At 72.4% G+C, this 21,026-nt stretch carries 19 protein-coding genes and 1 riboswitch; of the genes, 14 read left to right on the top strand and 5 right to left on the bottom strand.

Going from position 1 to position 21,026, the window contains the following annotated elements; translation table 11 throughout:
• The first annotated feature begins 41 nt into the window (after window positions 1–41).
• From KBX46_RS00265 to KBX46_RS00235, 7 genes are all read left to right on the top strand, one after another.
• On the top strand, window positions 42–1,280 hold the full coding sequence (locus KBX46_RS00265) for a beta-ketoacyl synthase (protein WP_088948345.1): 1,239 nt from the start codon (window positions 42–44) through the stop codon (window positions 1,278–1,280).
• A 74-nt stretch (window positions 1,281–1,354) separates the two neighbouring features.
• The gene (gene hppD / locus KBX46_RS00260; protein ID WP_210789495.1) at window positions 1,355–2,446 is read left to right on the top strand and encodes a 4-hydroxyphenylpyruvate dioxygenase; all 1,092 of its coding nucleotides are present in this window, start codon (window positions 1,355–1,357) and stop codon (window positions 2,444–2,446) included.
• Window positions 2,443–3,372 carry a phytanoyl-CoA dioxygenase family protein gene (locus KBX46_RS00255; protein WP_210789492.1) on the top strand — a complete coding sequence of 310 codons (930 nt, stop codon included), beginning with the start codon at window positions 2,443–2,445 and terminating at the stop codon, window positions 3,370–3,372. The genes hppD and KBX46_RS00255 overlap by 4 nt, the downstream gene beginning before the upstream one ends.
• Before the next feature lies 1 nt (window position 3,373).
• A complete protein-coding gene (locus KBX46_RS00250; protein ID WP_088948342.1) occupies window positions 3,374–4,165 on the top strand; it encodes a DUF3050 domain-containing protein in 792 nt (263 codons plus the stop codon).
• Window positions 4,162–5,133, top strand: a complete 972-nt coding sequence (locus KBX46_RS00245) for a thiamine pyrophosphate-dependent dehydrogenase E1 component subunit alpha (RefSeq protein WP_210789489.1) — start codon at window positions 4,162–4,164, stop codon at window positions 5,131–5,133. Before KBX46_RS00250 ends, KBX46_RS00245 begins: the two co-directional genes overlap by 4 nt.
• Window positions 5,134–5,188: 55 nt before the next feature.
• Window positions 5,189–6,157, top strand: a complete 969-nt coding sequence (locus tag KBX46_RS00240) for an alpha-ketoacid dehydrogenase subunit beta (RefSeq protein ID WP_210789484.1) — start codon at window positions 5,189–5,191, stop codon at window positions 6,155–6,157.
• Window positions 6,154–7,512 (top strand): hypothetical protein, encoded by a 1,359-nt coding sequence (locus tag KBX46_RS00235; protein WP_210789482.1) that lies wholly within the window; start codon window positions 6,154–6,156, stop codon window positions 7,510–7,512. The genes KBX46_RS00240 and KBX46_RS00235 overlap by 4 nt, the downstream gene beginning before the upstream one ends.
• A gap of 135 nt (window positions 7,513–7,647) precedes the next feature.
• Here KBX46_RS00235 and KBX46_RS00230 read toward each other — a convergent pair whose 3' ends face one another.
• The 4 genes from KBX46_RS00230 to KBX46_RS00215 all read right to left on the bottom strand — a co-directional run bounded on the left by KBX46_RS00230 (window position 7,648) and on the right by KBX46_RS00215 (window position 11,749).
• Entirely contained in the window at window positions 7,648–8,325 is a 678-nt protein-coding gene (locus KBX46_RS00230; protein ID WP_210789480.1) for an SGNH/GDSL hydrolase family protein, read from the bottom strand.
• A gap of 191 nt (window positions 8,326–8,516) precedes the next feature.
• Window positions 8,517–8,921 carry an MmcQ/YjbR family DNA-binding protein gene (locus KBX46_RS00225; protein WP_210789476.1) on the bottom strand — a complete coding sequence of 135 codons (405 nt, stop codon included), beginning with the start codon at window positions 8,919–8,921 and terminating at the stop codon, window positions 8,517–8,519.
• A gap of 54 nt (window positions 8,922–8,975) precedes the next feature.
• Complete coding sequence (locus KBX46_RS00220) at window positions 8,976–10,199, bottom strand: MFS transporter (protein WP_210789473.1); 1,224 nt, start codon at window positions 10,197–10,199, stop codon at window positions 8,976–8,978.
• Window positions 10,196–11,749 (bottom strand): AMP-binding protein, encoded by a 1,554-nt coding sequence (locus KBX46_RS00215; protein ID WP_210789470.1) that lies wholly within the window; start codon window positions 11,747–11,749, stop codon window positions 10,196–10,198. The genes KBX46_RS00220 and KBX46_RS00215 overlap by 4 nt, the downstream gene beginning before the upstream one ends.
• Window positions 11,750–12,053: 304 nt before the next feature.
• On the opposite strand from KBX46_RS00215, the gene KBX46_RS00210 reads away from it, so the two are divergent.
• The 6 genes from KBX46_RS00210 (at window position 12,054) to KBX46_RS00185 (ending at window position 18,357) form a co-directional block, all read left to right on the top strand.
• On the top strand, window positions 12,054–13,331 hold the full coding sequence (locus KBX46_RS00210; protein ID WP_210790772.1) for an SGNH/GDSL hydrolase family protein: 1,278 nt from the start codon (window positions 12,054–12,056) through the stop codon (window positions 13,329–13,331).
• A gap of 64 nt (window positions 13,332–13,395) precedes the next feature.
• Window positions 13,396–14,607, top strand: coding sequence for a cytochrome P450 (locus KBX46_RS00205; RefSeq protein WP_210789467.1), 1,212 nt, complete (start codon window positions 13,396–13,398; stop codon window positions 14,605–14,607).
• A 7-nt stretch (window positions 14,608–14,614) separates the two neighbouring features.
• Entirely contained in the window at window positions 14,615–15,601 is a 987-nt protein-coding gene (locus tag KBX46_RS00200) for an alpha/beta hydrolase (RefSeq protein WP_210789465.1), read from the top strand.
• Complete coding sequence (locus tag KBX46_RS00195; RefSeq protein ID WP_210789462.1) at window positions 15,594–16,697, top strand: alpha-hydroxy acid oxidase; 1,104 nt, start codon at window positions 15,594–15,596, stop codon at window positions 16,695–16,697. Before KBX46_RS00200 ends, KBX46_RS00195 begins: the two co-directional genes overlap by 8 nt.
• Window positions 16,698–16,700: 3 nt before the next feature.
• On the top strand, window positions 16,701–18,029 hold the full coding sequence (locus KBX46_RS00190) for an aminotransferase class I/II-fold pyridoxal phosphate-dependent enzyme (protein ID WP_210789459.1): 1,329 nt from the start codon (window positions 16,701–16,703) through the stop codon (window positions 18,027–18,029).
• A 67-nt stretch (window positions 18,030–18,096) separates the two neighbouring features.
• The gene (locus KBX46_RS00185) at window positions 18,097–18,357 is read left to right on the top strand and encodes a hypothetical protein (RefSeq protein ID WP_088948331.1); all 261 of its coding nucleotides are present in this window, start codon (window positions 18,097–18,099) and stop codon (window positions 18,355–18,357) included.
• 133 nt (window positions 18,358–18,490) lie between these two features.
• Here KBX46_RS00185 and KBX46_RS00180 read toward each other — a convergent pair whose 3' ends face one another.
• Window positions 18,491–19,927: a glycine hydroxymethyltransferase gene (locus tag KBX46_RS00180; protein ID WP_099853853.1), complete on the bottom strand. Its 1,437-nt coding sequence runs from the start codon at window positions 19,925–19,927 to the stop codon at window positions 18,491–18,493.
• Between the two features lie 19 nt (window positions 19,928–19,946).
• Window positions 19,947–20,036: riboswitch (ZMP/ZTP riboswitch) on the bottom strand.
• 147 nt (window positions 20,037–20,183) lie between these two features.
• On the opposite strand from KBX46_RS00180, the gene KBX46_RS00175 reads away from it, so the two are divergent.
• Entirely contained in the window at window positions 20,184–20,990 is an 807-nt protein-coding gene (locus tag KBX46_RS00175) for an SDR family oxidoreductase (protein ID WP_210789456.1), read from the top strand.
• Window positions 20,991–21,026: the final 36 nt, after the last annotated feature.

Below are 21,026 nucleotides of genomic sequence, written 5' to 3'. Positions count from 1 at the left end.
AGGCAGCTCAGCGCCGGCGCGGAGCGAAGCGGAGTGGCGGCGTGACCGCCCTGATCACGGGGATGGGTCTGTTCACCCCGGTCGGGCGGGGCGTCGAGGAGACCTTCGAGGCGGTGACCACCGGCCGTTCCGGGCTGACCCGCCCGCCCGAGGGGCACCCGGTCAGGGAGTCGTTGGACGTCGCCGGCCTGCTGCCCGACATCGACCCGCGCACCGTCGCGTCCGGGCCGGAGACCCGGGTGCTGGACCGGATCGTGGTGCTCGCACTCCTCGCCGCCGCCGACGCGCTCGCCGACGCCGGCATCGAGGTCGGCCGCGACGTCGACCCCGACCGGATCGGGGTGATCGTCGGCGGTGTCGGTGGCATGGCGACCCTGGAGTCGCAGGTGCTGGCCCGGGCCGCCCGGGGTCGGGCGGCGGTCAGCCCGTACCTGCTCACCGGGATCCTGCCGAACATGCCGGCGGCGCGGATCGCCATCGCGCACGGCATCCGCGGCTACAGCTCGTCGGTCGGCACCGCCTGCGCCTCCGGTGCCCAGGCGGTCGCCGACGGGGTTCGGCTCATCGCCACCGGAGAGGTCGACGTGGTGCTCTGCGGGGCCAGCGAGGCACCGCTGTTCCCGACCTTCGCCGACACCTTCGGCAACGCGCGCGCCCTGGCCAGAGCAGGCGACGACCCGGCCCGGGCGAGCCGGCCGTTCGACACCTCCCGCAGCGGGTTCGTGCTGGCCGAGGGCGCCGCGCTGCTGGTGCTGGAACGCGCCGAGCACGCCGCGGCGCGGGGCGTCACCGCGTACGCCGAAGTGGCCGGCCACGGCGCGACCACTGACGCGTACCACCCGACCGCACCCCGCCCGGACGGTGCCGGCGCGGCCGCGTGCATCCGGCGCGCGCTGCGCAGCTCCGGTGTGCCCGCGGCGGCGGTCGGCTACGTCAACGCGCACGGCACCGCGACGAAGCTCGGTGACATCGCGGAGACCACCGCCCTCGCCGACGTGTTCGGCGTCGGCGGGGTGCCGGTCAGCTCCACCAAGGCGCTCACCGGGCACCTGCTCGGCGCCTCCGGGGTCCTGGAGGCGGCGGTCACCGCGCTGGCGCTCGGTCGGGGGCTGCTGCCGCCGACGTACCACCTCGACGACCCGGACCCGGCCTGCCCGGCGGACCACATCCGTGGCGCGCCCCGCAAGGCCGACCCGGAGTACGCGGTCACCAACTCGTTCGGGTTCGGCGGTCAGAACGTGAGCCTGCTGCTCGCGCGCGTCGCCGAGCCGAGGAGGTGATCGACGCGGCATCCCGGGCGGGCGCGCCCGGACGGCAACACGGGGGGAAGCGTGTGGGAGGGGTTTCAGGGGACATGGACATCCGTGGTATCGACCACATCGAACTCTACGTGGGGGACGCCCGACAGGCGGCCTTCTACTTCAGCACCGCCGTCGGCTTCGAGATCTGTGGCCAGGGTGGCCCGGAGACCGGGCTGGAAGGGCAGCGCTCGCTGCTGCTCTGTCACGGCGACATCCGACTGCTGCTCACCTCGGGGCTCAGTGCCGAGCATCCGGCGGCGAGGTACGTCCAGCGCCACGGTGACGGCATCGCCGTCGTCGCGGTCGAGGTCGACGACGTCGCGTCCGCGTACGCCGAGCTGGTGGGCCGCGGCGCGACCGGGGTGACACCACCGACCACCGTCACCGGTGCGAGCGCCGAGGTGGTGACCGCCGAGGTGGACGGCTTCGCCGACGTGCGGCACCGGCTGGTGCAACGCCGCGGCGACCCGGCCGAGTTCCTGCCCGGCGTCATCACACCGGCACCGTCCGGTGGGGAGGGTCATCCGCCGGTGCTCGCCGAGATCGACCACCTGGCGGTCTGCGTGCCGCCCGGTCAGCTCGACGAGACGGTCCGGCACTTCGAGAAGCTGTTCGACTTCGCGGAGATCTTCGAGGAACACATCGAGGTCGACGGGCAGGGGATGAACTCCAAGGTGGTGCAGAGCCCGTCCGGGCGGGTCACCGTGGTGCTGCTGGAACCGGACCGGGCCCGGCGGCCGGGGCAGATCGACGCGTTCCTGGACCAGCACGCCGGCGGGGGAGTGCAGCACCTGGGGCTGCGCACCGACGACATCCTCACCGCGGTCGAGGCGTTGGGCCGGCGCGGGGTGCGCTTCGCCGGCACACCCGGCAGCTACTACGACTCCCTGGAGGCACGGGTCGGTCGGGTGGACGCCCCACTGGACCGGCTGCGCGAGCTGGGCGTGCTGGTCGACTCCGACCACGACGGCCAGCTGTTGCAGATCTTCGCCGAGTCGATGCACGTACGCCGCACGCTCTTTTTGGAGCTGATCGAGCGGCGCGGCGCGCGGGGCTTCGGCAGCGGCAACATCAAGGCGCTCTACGAGGCCAAGGAACGGGAGTTGGCCGCTGTGGCGGCCACACCACAGGGGGTGGGGGCGTGAGCGTGACCGGCTACGAACCGACGCTGACCGCCGAGGAGCAGGCCCTGCTGCCGTCCGACGACGACGTGCGGCACTACGCCGAGCACGGCTGGTACCTGTCGAAGAAGGTGTTCACCGACGACGAGGTGGACGCCCTCGCCGCCGCCGCGCAGCGCTACTACGACGGTGAGCGGGACCGGCGGTTGCCGGTGCGGCCCCCGAAGCTGGCCTACTGGGAGCCGTCGTCGGGGCCGGTGCAACGGCACAACGACTACGTCCACCACGAGCACGACGGGCTGGGCGCGATCCTGCGCAAGCCGCTGGTCGGGGCGGTGGCGGCCCGGCTCGCCCAGGCCGACGAGATCCGGGTCTTCCAGTCCACGCTGATCTACAAGCCGCCGATCGACGGTGAGCCGAGCAACATCGTGCCCTGGCACTTCGACAAGCACTACTGGGCGTCCTCGTCGTCGGAGAAGATGCTCACCGCGTTCATCCCCTTCCACGACTGTGGGGAGGAGATGGGCACCATCACCATGGTCGACGGCTCGCACCGGTGGAAGGAGATCGGCGCCGACGACACGGTGGTGCGGCACTTCGCCGACCGGGACCGCAGCCAGCTGGAGGAGATGCTGGCCGAGAACGCCGCGTACAACGGTGCGGAGATCCGCAAGATCCCCATGGTGATCCCCAAGGGCCACGTGAGCTTCCACCACTGCCGCACCTACCACGGCAGCGGCCCCAACGGCAGCGGTCGCCCCCGACAGGCGATCTCGCTGCACCTGCAGGACGGCGACAACGCCTGGCGGGAGTATCCGCTCTCCGACGGCACGCTCGCCGCGTACAACCACGACGTGCTGGTCCGCCGCACCCACGAGGGGCGGCCCGACTACGCGGATCCCGACTACTGCCCGGTCATCTGGCGCCACCGCGCCCAACAGGGAGGCTGACATGTCACGCTACGACTGGGGTAGGACCCACCCGGGCATCGAACGGCTGGAAAAGGCGGTGACCGACCGCCGTGACGTGGTGGTCAAGCACCCGCTCTACGCCAACCTGGACACCCATGAGGCGCTGGTCACCTTCATGCAGCACCACGTCTTCGCGGTCTGGGACTTCATGTCGCTGCTGAAGTCGTTGCAACGGCAGCTGACCTGCGTCACCGTGCCGTGGATCCCGACCGGCCCGACCGGCAGCCGCCGCCTCATCAACGACATCGTCATGGTCGAGGAGAGCGACGAGCTGGGCGGCGGCTACATCAGCCACTTCGAGCTGTACGTGCAGGGCATGGTCGAGGCCGGCGCGGACACCACCGCCGTGAACGCCCTCGTCGACCTGCTGCGCGCCGGCCGGCCGGTGACCGACGCGCTCACCGAGGCCGGGGTGCCGGCCGCGTCGGCGAGGTTCGCCGCCACCACCTGGCGGATCATCGAGTCGACCCCGGTGCACTGCCAGGCGGCGGCCTTCGCGTTCGGTCGCGAGGACCTCATCCCGGACATGTTCACGCAGGTCGTCTCGGTCAACGAGCGCAGCAACCGGCTGCACACGTTCGTCGACTACCTGGAGCGGCACATCGAGGTCGACGGCGAACAGCACACCCCGATGGCCATGCAGATGCTCGCCGACCTGTGCGGCGACGACGACACCAAGTGGCAGGAGTGCGCCGACACGGTCAACACCGCCCTCACCGCCCGGGCCCGACTGTGGGACGACATCCTCGCCGCCATCAAGGGACCGGCGTGACCGACGCCGACCCGGTCCGGCTCTACCGCACGGTCCGGCTGATCCGCCGGTTCGAGGAACGGGCGGTGGAGCTGGTCCACGGCGGGCAGATCGTCGGCGGCATCCACCCGTACCTCGGTCAGGAGGGGATCGCCGCCGGCGTCTGCGCCGCCCTGGGTGCCGACGACGTGATCGCCGGCACCCATCGCGGACACGGGCACGTCCTGGCCCGGGGCGCGGACCCGGCCCGGATGCTCGCCGAGCTGTGCGGTCGGGTCACCGGCCTCAACGCCGGGCGGGGTGGCTCGATGCACGCCGCCGACTTCAGCCTCGGCGTGCTCGGCGCCAACGCCATCGTGGGGGCCTCCGGGGCGATCATCACGGGTGCGGTCTGGGCCCACCGCCGTCGGGGGCGCGACACCGTCGGGGTGAGCTTCTTCGGCGACGGCGCGGTCAACGAGGGGATGCTGCTGGAGGCGTTCAACCTGGCCGCGCTCTGGCGGGTGCCGGTGCTGTTCGTCTGCGAGAACAACGGCTACGCCACCACCATGCCGGTCGCCGGCGCGGTGGCCGGCAGCATCACCGGCCGGGCCGCCGCGTTCGGCGTCCCGGCCGCCCAGGTCGACGGCCAGGACCCCGAGACGGTACGCGTCGCCGCGGCCGCCGCCGTCGACCGGATGCGCGCCGGCGGCGGTCCCGAGCTGATCGAGGCCCGTACCTACCGCTTCGACGTCCACCACACCTTCGAGCACGCGGTACGCCTCGACTACCGCCCGCCCGACGAGGTGACCCGGGGTCGGGCCCGCGACCCGGTGCGTATCCAGGGTGAGCGCCTCTCCGACGTCGACCGTGCCGCAGTGGACGCCGAGGTCGAGGAAACCCTCGACGCGGCCGTGCGTTTCGCCCTGGCCAGCCCACAACCCGACCCGGCCGATGCCCTGGCCTACCTGTACGCCAGCGGCATGACCGCCCGCACCGGAGGTGGCTGAATGACCGCATGCACCGGAGGTGGCTGAATGACCGTCCGCACCGGAGGTGGCTGAGGTGCCCCGACTGTCGTACCGCCGGGCGCTGACCCGGGCACTCGCCGACGAGCTGACCCGCGACGAGGCGGTGTTCCTGCTCGGCGAGGACGTCCAGGTCGGGGCGTCGATGGTGACCACCGGCCTGGCCAAGCGCTTCGGGACCGAGCGGGTACGCGACACCCCGCTGTCCGAGCAGGCGTTCACCAGCTTCGCCACCGGCGCGGCGCTGGCCGGGCTGCGGCCGGTGATCGAGTTCCAGATCCCGTCGCTGCTGTTCCTGGTCTTCGAGCAGATCGTCAACCACGCCCACAAGTTCCCGCTGATGACCGGTGGGCAGTGCGCCGTCCCGGTCACCTACCTGGTCCCCGGCTCCGGCTCGCGCACCGGCTGGGCCGGGCAGCACTCCGACCAGCCGTACAGCCTCTTCGCGCACGTCGGCGTGGTCACCGTCGTGCCGGCCACCCCGGCCGACGCGTACGGGCTGCTGGTCACCGCGATCCGCCACGACGACCCGGTGGTGGTGTTCGCCCCGGCTGGCGCGATGGACCTGCGGGAGGACGTCGAGGACCTGACCCCGGTGCCGCTGGGCCGGGGCCGGATCCACCGCTTCGGCGACGACGTCACAGTGGTCGCGGTCGGGCACCTGGTGCACGACGCGCTCGCGGTGGCCGAGGAGCTGGCCGACCAGGTCTCGGTGGAGGTGTTCGACCCGCGCACGCTGTACCCGTTCGACATCGACGGCCTCACCGAGTCGGTGGCGCGCACCGGGCGGCTCGTGGTGCTCGACGACGCCAACCGCTCCTGCGGCATGGCCGCCGAGATCATCGCCTCGGTGGTGGAGCGCGTCCGACTGCTCGCCCCTCCCCGCCGGGTCACCCGCCCGGACGGGGCGGTGCTGCCGTTCGCGCCGGCGTTGGACCGGGCCGTGCAACCGTCCCGGGACCAGCTCGCCACCGCCATCCACCTGACCATGAAGGACGGATCATGATCGACCCCAACTACGCGTGGCCGGCGGCCGACCGAGCCTGGACCGACCTGCCGGAGCCGGCCCGACGAGCCATGGTGACCAGTGGGGCGGCGGCCTGGGAGCAGGTCTTCCACGGCCGGGCCACCTACAACAAGAAGTGGCGGCTGGCCCGCCCCCCGGTCCTGACCGCCGACGCCTGGCGGCAGCTGAACGAGGTCTGCGACCGGCTCGCCCAACTGATCCTCGACGCCTGCCGTCGTCGGGCGGGCACCGCGGGTGAGCTGCGCCGGCTGCTCGACGTACCGGCGGGGGAGACCCGCCTGCTGGACGAGTCGGAGCCGCTGAGCGAGGCGCTGCTGGCCGCGTACCGGCCGGACGTGATCTTCTCGGCGGGGGTGCCGAAGTTCGTCGAGTACAACATCGACAGCAGCCTCGGTGGCGGCTTCGACGCCGACACCGTGATCCAGCGCTTCGCGCGGCTCTACCAGGACCAGGGCATCCTGGACGACCTGTCGGCGCGGGCCGCACCGTCACTGCTCGACCAACGGTTCGTGGCGATCCGCGAGGAGCTGCGGTTGCCCGACGGCGCCCGGGTGGCGCTGCTGATGGACTTCGACTCCGACTATCCCGGTCTGGACGACCCGCAGACGTTCATCCGGATCCTCGACCCACTGGCCGTACGGGCCCGGGACTTCGGCATCGACCTGGTCATCGCCCCGGTCTCCACCGCCACCCTGGACGCCGACAGTCGCCTGGTGGTCGACGGCGCGCCGGTCGACGCGCTGTTCCGGCTGTTCGTGCCCAACCGGGTCACCCCGACCGCCGGCCTGGACGCGGTGGCCGGTGCCCTCGCGGCGGGCACGCTGCCGATGTTCGTCTCGGCGGCGGCCTGGCTGCTCGGCAACAAGATCACCTTTGCGTGGCTGTGGGAGGACATGGGCGCTCTGCCCGCCGACGACCAGACGCTGATTCGTCGGCACGTGCCGTACACGGTGCCGCTGACCGCCGCGGTGCTCGACCGGGCGATCGCCGACCAGGCGAAGCTGGTGGCCAAACCGGCCGACGGTTCCGCAGGGCACGGCGTGCTGCTCGGCCCCGAGTTGACCCCGACGGACTGGGCCGACGGGGTACGGGCCGCCGTCGACCAGGGCGGCGCGATCCTTCAGGAGTACCTGCCGACCGACCGGGTGTCGATGGACTTCGTGCAGATCGAAACGGGCGAGACGGTGACGGCAGAGGTGCCGTACTCCCTCGCCCCGTACCTCTTCGGCCGGCACGCCTCCGGCGGCCTGGCGAGGGTCGGCTACCCCGGCTGCGACGGAGTCCTCAACCTGGCCCACGGCGTCCTGATGACCGGAGTCCTCCTGAAGGACTGACCCCCCACGCCCCCCACGCCCACCACGCCCCCCACGCGATCGCCCCGGTGATCAAGAGGTTTGCGTCACCGGACCTGGCGTGTCGTGACCGAAACCTCTTGATCACCGGGTGGGGACCGGGGGGCGCGGGGTCGGTCAGGGGCGGCGGTGGGGGGAGAGGGCGCGGAGGGTTTCGGCCGTTGCTATGGCGTCGCTGCGGGCGCTGCCGTGTCGGCCGTCGGTGCTGTAGAGGGTCGGGTCGGCCGTCAGCGGGTGATCGGTCAGGTGCACGTGGACGGTGCCCAGGCGCTCGGCGAGCCGCGCGGTGCGCGCGGACAGGCGGCGCATCCGCTCCCGCAGGCCGGGGCGCAGGGCCTCCGGGACCGCCGGGCTGTACGAGACGTCGAACATCCCCACCGTGATCACGTGCGCGCCGACGTCCCGCAGCGCAATGATCATCGCGGTCAGCTCCGCGTCGACCGCGTCCGCGTCGTACGCCGGGCGGAAGGCGTCGTTGCCACCGCAGACCACCAGCGCCAGGTCGGGCGCGAAGGCCAGCGCCGGCGCGAGCTGCTCGGCTCGCACCTGGTGCGCGCGCAGCCCGCTGCGGCCGAGATTGAGGTACGCCAGACCCGGGCGGGCGGCGTCCAGTTCGCTGGCGACCCGGTCGGCCCACTGCACGTCCGAGTAGCCGGGCGTCGGCTCGCAGCTGCCCTCGACCACGCTGTCGCCCAGTGCGATGAATCGCCGCCACGGGTGCCCGCGCAGCAGCTCGGCGGCCTCGCCGGCACGCAGGCAGTACGGATCAGTCGATTCGGCCAACGTCGATGCCATTCCGGCACGCTAGCCGACCACCGCCCGCCCGGCCAGGCCCGCCCGACGCCCTCCGTGCCATCAACCCAACGCCCGCCGAGCACCTCGCGGCGCTGTCGGGTTGGCGTCGTCGGCGCGGTGGTGTCGGAGCGCGCCTGCGCTGCCCCCGCTGCCGCAGCGAACACGCCGCCCCGGCCACCCGCTGACGCGGTCTAGGCGTTCGTGGGCTCCTGATCGGCGCGGTGGGCGGCGGCGAGGCGTTTCGGGGCGCGGGAATACCACGCCTCGGTGACCACCTCGGTCAACTCGGACATGCTGATCCGGTCGAGCCGGACCAGCACCGCCGGGTACCCGTCGAAGTGCGGGGTGGTGAGGTAGACCGACGGGTCGTCGGCGAGCAGGGCTTCCTTGACGCCGAGGTCGGCCACCCGTACGCCGAGCAGCGGGCCCTCGGGCGCGGCGTCACCGAGGGCGTCGAGGTCCGCGCGGCGCAGCGGTCGCTCCCAGACGAACGGCTTGTCCCGGACCCGCCAGGCCGGCAACCCGTCGTACGACGGACGCTCGGTGGTCTCCGGCAGAGCGAGCGCGATCCGGCGGACGTCCTCCCAGCTCGGCATGTCCACACGGTACCGCGCTCAGCGGGCCGCAGTGTGCTCGTGCGAGCCCAACTGTCAGGGCGCGACGGCGGGGGTGGGCCGCGTCGGTGTCCTCGGCTCGGACGGCCGGGTCAGCAGCGGGTACGCGCTGACCAGCAGGCACGCCACCGCCATGGTCAGCAGCGCCGGGGTGAGACCCAGCGCGTCCACCGACCAGCCGCCGAGCAGCGCGCCGACCGGCAGACCGACGAAGGCCAGCGACCCGGCGATGCCGATCACCCGGGTCTGCAACTCCGCCGGCACCCGCTCGTAGAGCGCCACCCCGAGCAGCGGGTTGACCGCCGCTATGCCGATGCCGGACAGGAAGGTCACCAGGAGCACCACCGGCAGTTCGTCACTGATCGCCAGTGCGACCAGCCGGGGTGTGCCGGCGATCAGCGCCCCGACCAGGAACGTCAGCCGGCGGGGCAGCCTCGGCCCGAGCGCGGTGAAGACCACGTTGCCCAGCAGCGCGCCCGCCGAGAACGCCGCCAGCACCAGACCGAGCCCGCTGGGGCCGTGCAGCTCCCGGGCGACCCAGACCGGGATGTAGACGGCCACGCTGGCGTTGGCCACCATGTTCAGCGCCGAGATGACCAGCAGCATGCTGAGCAGCGGCCGGTCCCGGCCCAGGTAGCCGAATCCCGCACGCAGCGCGCGCAGGTAGCTCTCCGGCTCGGCGGGTTTCGCCGGCGCGGCCGGTGGCCGGACCAGGACACCGATCAGCAGCGCGCAGACACCGAAGCTGGCCGCGTCGATGAGGATCGCCTCGGTCACCCCGAACGCGGCGATCAGCACGCCGCCCACGGCGGCGCCGAAGAGGGTCACCACCCGGCTCAGCCCGTCGTACGCCGATGTCAGCCGGATCAGCGGCACCCCGGCGGCCTCGGCGACCGGCCGGAACATCACGTGCTTCACCCGGTCCCCGATGCCGCGCAGCGCGCCGGCCAGCGCCACCAGCGCCACCAGCGAACCGAAACCCAACCACGGGGTCAGCGCGACGACCACCATGGCCACCGCGCTGCCGGCGTCACAGAGGATGGACGTGCGGCGCAGGCCGATCCGGTCCGCCCAGGGTGTGCCCAGCGCGCTGGACAGCAGGTACGGCAGGGTCTCGGCGAACGCGACCAAACCCATCTTGGTCGGGCTGCCGGTGGTGACCAGCACCAGCCACGGGATGGTCACCACCGAGATGCGGGTGCCCAGGTTGGAGATCAGGTCCGCGCCGACCAGGACGACCAGTTGCCGGCGGGGGTTCACGCCCCGACCGCCGCCGCCCGACGCGCCGCGTACCGCTCGCGCAGCGCCCGTTTGTCCACCTTGACCGACCGGTTCACCGGCAACACCTCGACGAACTCCACAGCGGCCGGCGCCCACATCTCGTTGAGTTCCGCGGTCACCAGGTCGATCAGCTCCGCGCCGGTGACCGTGGCGTCCGGGGCGACCACGACGTACGCGTACGGGACCTCGCCGACGGTGTCGTCCGGTACGCCGATCACGGCGGCGGCCCGCACCTGGGGGTGCCCGGCCAGCACGTCCTCGATGGGGCGGCAGAAGATCGCCCAGTTCCGCCGGTGCGTGACGATCATGTCGTGCGCGCGGTCGACCAGGTAGAGGTAACCGTCGTCGTCGAGGTGCCCGATGTCGCGGGTACGCACCCAGCCGTCGACCAGCGTCTGCGCGGTCAGCTCGGGTTGGCCGTGGTAGCCGGCGAAGCTCAGTCGGGTCTGCACCCACACCTCGCCGTCACGCCCGGGCGGCAGCACCGTGCCGTCGTCGTCGCGGATCTCGATCCGCACGTCGCCGTAGGGTCGACCGCAGGACCGCAGCCGCTCCGGGTGCTCCGGGTCATCGGTCAACCCGGGCAGCGCGGTGATCACCACGGCTTCGCTGAGGCCGTACACGATGCGCAGCACCGGGCCGAACCGCGCGATGGCCTGGCGCAGCCGGGCGGGCGCGGCGGGCCCCGCTCCCACGTTGAACATGAACATGGCGCTGAAGTCCGCGCCGACCAGCGCCGGGTGGTCCAGCACCTCGTAGAGCATCGGCGGGGTGACGAAGGTGGAGTTGATCCTCTCCCGCTGCACGGTGTCCACGAAGGCCACCGGGTCCCAGTCGTCGCGCAGGAACAGCACCCCGCCGGTGAACAGGTTGAACAGGGTGGTGATCTGCCCGCTGGCCAACCACATCGGTGAGTGCGACAGGTGCCGCAGCAGGGGGAACCCGGCGCCGCGGAAGTCGGCGGCCAGGGTGAGGATCTGCGCGTAGAAGCTCTCCCGGTGGTGCACCAGCTTGGGGCTGCCGGTGGTGCCGCTGGTCTGCAGGAACGACTCCGGCGCCGGCACGGTCGCCGGCAGTTCCGCCGCGTCGGCGTCGGCGGTGAGGTCCGGGCCGGCACCCCCCGGGCCGAGACAGCACACCGGTGTGCCGGGCAGCGCGGCGGCAAGGTCCGGGCCGAGACCGGCCGGGTCCCGGGCGTCGTAGACGAGGGCGTCCGGGCAGGCCAGGCGGATGAACTCGTCGACCTCCCGGCGCGCGGTCACCGGGGCGACCCACATGGTCCGGCAGCCGATGAGATGCAGCGCGAGCTGGAGCAACGGGCCCTCGACCGCGTTCGCCACTGTCACCAGCACCGCCGCACCGGGGCGTACGCCGTGCCGGGTCAGCGTCGCGGCCATCGTCCCCACCAACGCGGCGGCCTCGGTGTAGGTGAGCCGGCGGTCCCCGCCGACCAGCGCCTCCCGGTCACCGAAGCCGGCGAAGAGATCCAGCACTCGGTCCACGTAGGTGTGCCCAGGTCCGTCAGTCATCCGACTGCCCCCATCCGAGAAAGCGGCGGTCCCCGGGCAGCGCCCGGTGGCGACGCGACGGTGGCGCGCGCTCCGGTGAGCCCGCCGCCTGCGAGCCTAGGCCGGTAACGGTTGGTCGGAACCGTGCCGACGGGGCGATCCGACAGGCCCGCCGGACATTTGATCGCGTCGATCAGGTTGATTGACGCCCGTCAGCGGCGGCGGCTAGGTTTCTGGACCATCGTCCAGGCGGGCGCCGTCAGCGGACGGCCCTGGGCTGCCACACGATGGAGGTTCAATGTCGACCCCGAAGAGATGGCACGTCATCGCCGCCGCGGCCGCGCTGCTGGTCACAGGCACACCCGCGGTCGTCGCCAGCGCCGGTCCGTCCGGGACCGCCGCCGCCCGACCGGACCGCTCCGAGTGGGCGGGCAGCTGGGCCACCGCGGTCACCCGGGGCAACTCGGTCGGGCTGACCAACACCGGTCTGAACGACCAGAGCGTACGGATGATCGTGCACGTCTCGGTGGGCGGTCCGACACTGCGGGTCCGTCTGAGCAACCTCTACGGCGAGCAGGCGGTAGCGGTCGGTCGGGCCACCGTCGCCCGACCCAACACCGCCACCGCCGACGACCTCTCCGACATCGATCCGGCCTCGGTGCGCCCGCTGACCTTCACCGGCAACGCCTCGGCGACCATGAACCGGGGCGCGGAGCTGCTCAGCGACCCGCTGACGTTCCCGGTCGCGGACGACAGCGACCTGGTGGTCACAGTGCACTTCCCGACGCCGACCGGCCCGACCACCTTCCACGGGCAGTCGCAGCAGGCCAACTTCATCGGCGCCGGCGACCTGACCGGTGCCGCCGAGGGCACCGGGTTCACCACCCGCCCCACCTGCTGCTGGTTCTTCCTCTCCGGGATCGACGTGCAGCGCAGGGCCACCCCGGGCGCGGTGGTGGTGCTCAGTGACTCCATCGGTGACGGCAACGGCAGCACCGTCAACGCCAACCGGCGCTGGCCCGACCTGCTCTCCGACCGGCTGCTCGCCGACCGGCCGGACCCGCGCACCCCGGGCGTGCTCAACCTCAGCCTGGCCGGCAACCGCCTCAACCACGAGGGCACCGAGCCGGGCGACGGCAACTACCCCGGCTACTACCAGCTCGGCCCGAACGCGGCGGCCCGGCTCAACGAGGACGTCTTTCCCCAGACCGGGGTGCGCACTGTCGTCACCCACCTGGGCATCAACGACATCTGGATGTCCAACGACTCACCCGAGGCGATCATCGCCACCCTGCGGCAGATCAACCAGCAGCTCCAGCAGCGGGGGCTGACCAGCCTGGTGGCCACGCTGACCCCGTACGAGGGGCACGGGGCGCCCGGCGTGTGGACTCCGCAGAAGGAAGCCACCCGGCAGGCGGTGAACACGTACCTGCGCGGCAGCCGCGAGTTCGACGGGCTGCTCGACTTCGACCGGGTGCTGCGCGACCCGGCGCGACCCAGTCAGCTGCTGCCCGCGTACGACTCGGGTGACCACATCCACCCGAACGACGCCGGCAACCAGGCGCTGGCGAACGCCGTGCCGCTGCGGCTGCTCGGCCTGTGACACCGGCCGGGGCGGCGGGTGATCCTCGCCGCCCCGGCACCGACATCCTGGGGAGGAGCACGTCGTGACGGCGCAGGAGTTGCTCACCGGCCTGTACAGCGAGCAGGGCCGACAGAACCCGTATCCGTGGTACGCAGGCCTGCACAAGCTCGGGCCGGTCAGCGCGGTCCCGGCCCGGGCCGAGCACCGCACGGTGGCGGCGGTGGCGGTCGGCTACGACCTCGTCGACGGGTTGCTGCGCGATCCGGAGTGGACCAAACAGCCGCCGCCGGGCTGGCAGGAGCAGGAGATCCTGCGCACCTTCCAGACGTCGATGATGTTCGTGAACCCGCCCGACCACACGCGGATGCGGCACGTGTTCTCCCGCACCTTCACCCCGCGCCGGTTGGGCGCGCTGGAACCGGTGATCCTGCGGGTGGTCGACGAGCTGCTGGACCGGATGGCCGACGCCGGAAACGCCGTGGTGGACTTCGTGGCGGACTTCGCGTACCCGGTCCCGGCGCTGGTGATGGCCGAGTTCATCGGCATCCCGGTGGCGGAGTTGGCGTGGTATCGCGAGCGGGTGGAGTGGATCGACGAGTTCCTGGACGTCGCCGGGAAGACCCCGGAACGTCTGGCCGCCGCCAACACCGCGGCCGAGGAGCTGCGGGTTTTCTACCGGGAGCTGCTGGCGCACCGCCGCAGGGTGCCCGGGGACGACCTGCTGAGTGGGCTGGTGGAGGCCCTCGACTCGGGTGAGGTGGAGCTGACCGAGGAGGAGCTGGTCAGCAACCTGATCGTGCTGTTCAACGCCAGCTTTGTCACCACCGTCTACATGTTCAGCAACGGGATGCCGTTGCTGCTGGCCCACCCGGAGACGGTCGCGGCGATGCCCACCGACGACAAGCTGACCGCGGGCTGCGTCGACGAGGTGCTGCGGTTGGAGAGCCCCGTGCACTTCCTGGCCCGTGCCGCGCCAGCCGACATGGTGCTGGGTGATGTGCCGGTCGCCCGGGACGACAACGTGCTGATCATCATCGGGGCGGCCAACCGCGACCCGGCACGGTTTCCGGACCCGGACGTCTTCGACCCGACCCGACCCGGCCCGCCGTCGTTGGCCTTCGGGGTGGGTCTGCACTTCTGTCTCGGCGCGGCGGTGTCCCGACTGGAGGGCCGCCTCGCGCTGCCCCGCCTGTTCGCCCGGTTCCCCGAGCTGACCGTCACCGAGACGCCGACGTACAGCGGCAGCCTGTTCCTGCGCGGCATCGACAAGCTGCTCGTCAGCACCGGCGGATAGGAGCGACATGGCCCCGCACCCGGAGGTGGCGGCATACCGGGCGGCCCGCGCCGCGACCGGCACCCCGCCGCTGTACACGCAGACGCTGACCGAGGCGCGCGCCGCGGACCTGGCCGCGATCCGCGCCGGCTCCGGCGCGGTCGAGCCGGTGGCCGAGGTACGCGACGAGCGGATGCTCGGCCCGGCCGGCGAGCTGCCGCTGCGGGTGTACCGGCCGGCCGGGTCGGGCCCGCTGCCCACCCTGCTGTACTTCTTCGGCGGCGGGTGGACGCTCGGCAGCATCGACACCGCCGACGGTATCTGCCGTCGACTGGCCAACGCCGTGCCCTGTCAGGTGATCACCGTCGGCTACCGGCTCGCCCCGGAACATCCCTTCCCGGCGGCGGTGCACGACTGCCACGCGGCCGCCAGCTGGGTCGCCGGGCACGCCGACCGGCTGGGCGTTGACCCGGACCGGCTGGCGGTGGGCGGGGACAGCGCCGGCGGGAACCTGGCCGCCGCGGTCACCCTGCTCAGCCGCGCGCACGGGCCCACGCTCGCCGCCCAGCTGCTGGTCTATCCGAACACCGACCAGAGCGGCGAGCCCACCGGCCCGGCCGACGAAGACCCGACGCTGTTCAACAGCCGTTCGGTGGCCTGGTACCGGACGCACTACCTGACCGACGAGGCGCACGCCCAGGACCCCCTCGCGTCGCCGCTGCTCGCCGACGACCTGACCGGCCTGCCCCCGGCGCTGGTGGTCACCGCCGAGCTGGACCCGCTGTGCGCGCAGGGGCAGCGGTACGCCGAGCGACTGGCCGCCGCCGGCGTACCCACCCGGGTGCGGCACTACCCGGGGATGATCCACGGCTTCTTCGCCATGCCGGGCGTCTTCACCGACGGCCGGCGGGCGCAGGCCGACGCGGCGGCGTTCCTGCGGGAACGGTTCGGGCTGGCGCCCGGGCGTGACGACCCGGCGGACGACCCGACGGGCACGGCGGTGCGCGGTGGTTGAGCCGGTGCTGACCGACCTGCCGGCCGTGTCGCTCACCGACTACGCCGAGCGGGCCCGCACGGTGCTGCCGGAGGACGTGTGGGACTACGTCGACTGCGGCAGCGCGTCCGAAGTGACAGTGTCGGCCAACCGTCGCGCGTTGGACCGGGTCGCCGTGCTGCCCCGGATGCTGCGCGGGGTGGACACCGTCGACCTCGGCGTCCGGCTGCTCGGCCGCCCGTACGCCATGCCGGTCGGGGTGGCGCCGATGGCGTACCAGCGCCTGGTGCACCCGGACGGGGAGTTGGGTCTCGCCTCGGCGGCCGGCGCGGCCGGGATCCCGTACCTGGCGAGCACGCTGGGCAGCACACCTCTCGAACAGGTCACCGCTGTCGGCGCGGACGTGTGGTTCCAGCTCTACTGGCTGCGCGACCGGGCCCTCGTCCGCGACCTGCTGGCCCGGGTCGTCGCGGCCGGTTGCCGGGCACTGGTGGTCACCGTGGACGTCCCGGTGCTCGGCCGGCGTCCCCGGGACCTGCGCAACGCCTTCCGGCTGCCGGACGACGTGGTGGCCGCGAACCTGCCCGACGGGCGCGACGCCCTGGCGCACGCAGGCGCACCCGGGGTGTCCGCGCTCGCCGCGCACACCGCCTCCTCGTTCGCGCCGGCGCTGCGCTGGGCGGACCTGGCCTGGCTACGCGAGCAGGTCGACCTGCCGCTGGTGGTCAAGGGAGTGCTGGACCCCCGCGACGCGGTCGAGGCGGTACGGGTGGGCGCGGACGCGCTGGTCGTGTCGAACCATGGCGGCCGGCAACTCGACGGCGCGCCGGCCAGTGTCACCATGTTGCCGGAGGTCGTCGACGCGGTCGGCGGCGACTGTCAGGTGCTGCTGGACAGCGGCATCCGCAGCGGAACCGACGTGCTGCGGGCGCTCGCGCTGGGCGCCGCCGGGGTGCTGGTCGGCCGGCCGTTGCTCTGGGCGCTGGCCACCGGCGGCGAACGCGGCGCGCGGGACGCGCTGACGCTGCTCGCCGCCGAGCTGACCGACGCGCTCACCCTGGCCGGCTGCGCCGACCCCGCGGCGGCCACCGCGCTGCGGACGCTCGATGCGGGCTGAGCGGTGACTGCCACTGAGCCGGTCGACCTGACCGTCGCGGACCTGCACCCCGCGCTGGGTGATCCGGCGCTGACCTCGATGAACTTCCTCAACGAGGTGTCCGAGCGTTACCCGGCTGCCGTGTCCCTGGCGGCCGGCAGGCCGTACGAGGAGTTCTTCGACCTCGCGGCGGTGCACCGGCACCTGGACACGTTCCACAGGCACCTCACCGACGACCTGGGTCACTCGTCCGAGCAGGCCCGGCGGCTGCTGCTGCAGTACGGCCGGACCAAGGGCATCGTGCACCACCTGATCGCCCGCAACCTCGCGGTCGACGAGGGGATCACCGTCGACCCGGAGGCCGTCGTGGTGACCGTCGGCTGCCAGGAGGCGATGTTCCTGGTGCTGCGGGCGTTGCGCGCCGGACCAGAGGATGTGCTGCTCGCGGTCGCCCCGACCTACGTCGGGCTGACCGGGGCGGCCCGGCTGGTCGACCTGCCGGTGTGGCCGGTTGCCGGCGGACCGTCCGGGGTGGACCTGGCCGACCTGTCGGCCCAGGTGCGGCGGGCCCGGGCGGCGGGGCTCCGGCCGCGTGCCTGTTACGTGATGCCGGACTTCGCCAACCCGTCCGGGGTCAGCATCTCGGCGGAGGACCGGCGACGGCTGCTCACGCTGGCCGCCGAGGAGGACCTGCTGCTGCTGGAGGACAACCCGTACGGGCTGTTCCACTCCGCCGACGGGCCGCGCCCGCCCACCCTCAAGGCGTTGGACACCGGGCGTCGGGTCGTCTACCTCGGCTCGTTCGCGAAGACCGTGCTGCCCGGGGCGCGGGTCGGTTACGTGGTCGCCGACCAGCGGGTGGCCGGGTCGGACGGCCGGGTCGGCCCGCTCGCGGACCAGCTCGCCATGATCAAGAGCATGGTCACGGTGAACACGTCACCGATCGCGCAGGCGGTGATCGGCGGCCGGCTGCTGGAGAACGGGTGCAGCCTGGTGGCCGCGAACACCCGGGAGCGTTCCGCGTACACCCGGAATCTGCGCCATCTGGTGACCGGGCTGCGCCGGCGGTTCCCGGGCCGGGCGGGCGGCCCGGCGGCGGTGCGCTGGACGGTGCCGGCCGGCGGGTTCTTCGTGGTGGTGACAGTGCCGTTTCCGGTCGACGACGCGCTGCTGGACCGTTCGGCCCGCGACTACGGGGTGCTGTGGACGCCGATGGCGCACTTCTACGACGACACCGCGCCGGTGTGCGCGTTGCGACTGTCGGTCAGCGCGGTGACACCACCACAGATCGACGTCGGGCTGGACCGCCTGGCCGCCCTGATCACCGACGAGGTGGCCCGCCGAGCGGGTTGACACAGCGCGTTCATCGGATGGCAATGCGCGACGACCCGCGTGCCGTCGTCCTGGTTGGACGGTCATAATAGGCCGCATGGTTGCCTGGGAGTACGCCCTGCTCGTCCGCCGCTATCAGGGACAGGGCCGCAATTTCCATGTCTCGTTCGTCTGGTACGCGCCGGACGGGTCCCGTAAGGACATCACCGCCTTCGGTGACACCGCCATCGCGCACCTCAACCGCGCCGGCCGGGAGGGATGGGAGCTGGTCTCCGCCGCCGAGGACGTGAACAACGTCCAGGGAAGCACCGAGGTCCACCGCTACCACCTGAAGCGCCCCATGAACTAACCCCCTGCGATGCCCCCCGAGCCCCACCCGCGTCGTCGATCATGGAGTTGTGGTGGTGGACGAACACCGTACATCCGCCCGTTTCGGGCACCACAACTCCATGATCGACGCGGCCGGGACCGGTCAGGTCAGGTCAGGTCAGGTCGATCGCCGGGTAGAGGGGGTGCGGGGCCAGCAGGTCGGTGGCCTGGCGGGCGACCTTGTCGGCCAGAGCGGGGTCGAGGGTGTACTTCGCCTTCGACGGGGTGCCGTCGGCGTTGGCGCCGGCGGTGGTCTGCGTCAGCACGGTGTGCATCAGCTCCGCGGTCTGGTCCATCTCGGCGGTGCCGAGCCCTCGGGTGGTCAGGGCGGGCGTGCCGACCCGGATGCCGGACGTGTACCAGGCCCCGTTCGGGTCCTGCGGGACCGAGTTGCGGTTGGTGACGATGCCCGAGTCCAGGAGAGCCTGCTCGGCCTGCCGGCCGGTGAGCCCGTAGCCGGACACGTCGATCAGCACCAGGTGGTTGTCGGTGCCGCCGGTGACCAGCTTCGCGCCCCGCCGCAGCAGCCCCTCGGCGAGCGCCTGCGCGTTGTCCACGATCCGCTGGGCGTAGTCGGCGAAGTCGGGCCGGCGTGCCTCCGCGAGGGCGACCGCCTTCGCGGCCATCACGTGCGGCAGCGGACCGCCGAGCACCATCGGGCAGCCCCGGTCCACCTGGTCGGCCAGCTCCGGCTGGCAGAGCACCATGCCGCCGCGCGGGCCGCGCAGCGACTTGTGGGTGGTGGTCGTGACGATGTGAGCGTGCGGCACCGGGTCGAAGTCGCCGGTGAAGACCTTGCCGGCGACCAGGCCCGCGAAGTGCGCCATGTCGACCATGAAGGTCGCGCCGACCGAGTCGGCGATCTCCCGCAGGATCCGGAAGTTCACCTTCCGCGGGTACGCCGAGTAGCCGCCGACAAGGATCAGCGGCTTGAACTCCCGGGCCGCCTCGGCCACCCGGTCGTAGTCGATCAGACCGGTCGCCGGGTCGGTGCCGTAGCTGCGCTGGTCGAACATCTTGCCGGAGATGTTCGGCCGGAACCCGTGGGTGAGGTGGCCGCCCGCGTCCAGCGACATGCCGAGCATCCGCTGGTTGCCCAGCTCACGGCGAAGCGTGAACCAGTCGGCCTCGGTGAGGTCGTTGACGTGGCGGACCTGCGCCTTCTTCAGGGCGGGGGACTCCACCCGGTCGGCCAGCACGGCCCAGAAAGCCACCAGGTTGGCGTCGATGCCCGAGTGCGGCTGCACGTACGCGTGCGCGGCGCCGAACAGCTCCCGGGCGTGCTCGGCGGCGAGCGCCTCGACCGTGTCGACGTTCTGGCAGCCGGCGTAGAAGCGGCGGCCGACGGTGCCCTCGGCGTACTTGTCACTGAACCAGTTGCCCATGGCCAGCAGGGTCGCCGGGGAGGCGTAGTTCTCGCTGGCGATGAGCTTGAGCGACTCCCGCTGGTCGGTCAGCTCGGCGCCGATGGCGTCGGCCACCCGCGGCTCGACAGCCCGGATCACCTCAAGGGCACTACGGAATGCGGTGGACTCGGCGTTGCGCGACATGCGACCTCCAACAGACGTGCGGGAAGGCCCAGGCGCTCGGCAAACGTCCTCATGACGGGGCCGCTCCCCGATGGTTGTCCATCCCCACGCGCCAGTAACGGCCCGGTCCGATCCTACCGGGCCGGCCGGGGCCGTCCCGGGCCGACCTCCGCACGCCGCGCGTCGGAAGGGTTGGGCGGCCGACGTCGGGGCACACGGTAGGGAGCGGTCACCCCTGCCGGTACGACCGCCACCCGCACGAGAGGAGTCACCCATCATGACCACACCGTCCACCGACCGGCCGCTCGCCGTGGTGACCGGGGCGTCCAGCGGAATCGGGTACGAACTGGCGGTGCAGTTCGCCGAGCACGGTTTCGACCTCATCGTGGTCGCCGAAGACGACGGCATCTCCTCGGCGGCCGAGAAGCTGCGCCGCGACGGAGGCCCGGAGGTCCAGCCCGTCCGTGTCGACCTGGCCCGTGAGCAGGGCGTGGAGGAGTTGGCGTCCACGATCGCCGCCGCCGGTCGCCCGGTGGACGCCCTGGCGCTCAACGCCGGCCGGGGCGCTGGCGGCGCCTTCGTCGGCGGTACCGACCTGCGCGACGAGTTGGAGATCGTCGACCTCAACGTCCGCTCGACGGTGCACCTGGCGAAGCGGTTGCTGCCCGGCATGGTCGAGCGGGGCACCGGCCGGGTGCTGTTCACCTCGTCGATCGCCTCGACCATGCCGGGGCCCTTCCAGGCGGTGTACAACGCCTCGAAGTCGTTCGTGCAGTCCTTCGCCGAGGCGCTGCGCAACGAGTTGAAGGACACCGGTGTCACGGTGACCTCGCTGATGCCCGGGCCGACCGACACCGAGTTCTTCGATCGGGCCGACATGGAGGACACCCGGGTCGGCTCGGGCTCCAAGGACGACCCGGCGAAGGTCGCCGAGCAGGGCTTCGAGGCGCTGATGAAGGGCGATCAGACGGTCACCGCGGGTTCGCTGATGAACAAGGTGCAGACCGCTGCCGGCAAGATCATTCCGGACAAGCTCAAGGCCGAGCAACACCGTCGGATGGCCGAGCCAGGTTCGGGCGACTGACCCGGTGCACGACGAAGGGCCCGGCATCGTGCCGGG

The organism is Micromonospora sp. C81 (assembly GCF_018070425.1).
GTDB classification, from domain to species: Bacteria; Actinomycetota; Actinomycetes; order Mycobacteriales; family Micromonosporaceae; genus Micromonospora; species Micromonospora zamorensis.
The sequence above is the reverse complement of the archived record's forward strand: the minus strand, read 5'-3'. Positions and strand labels throughout refer to the sequence as shown.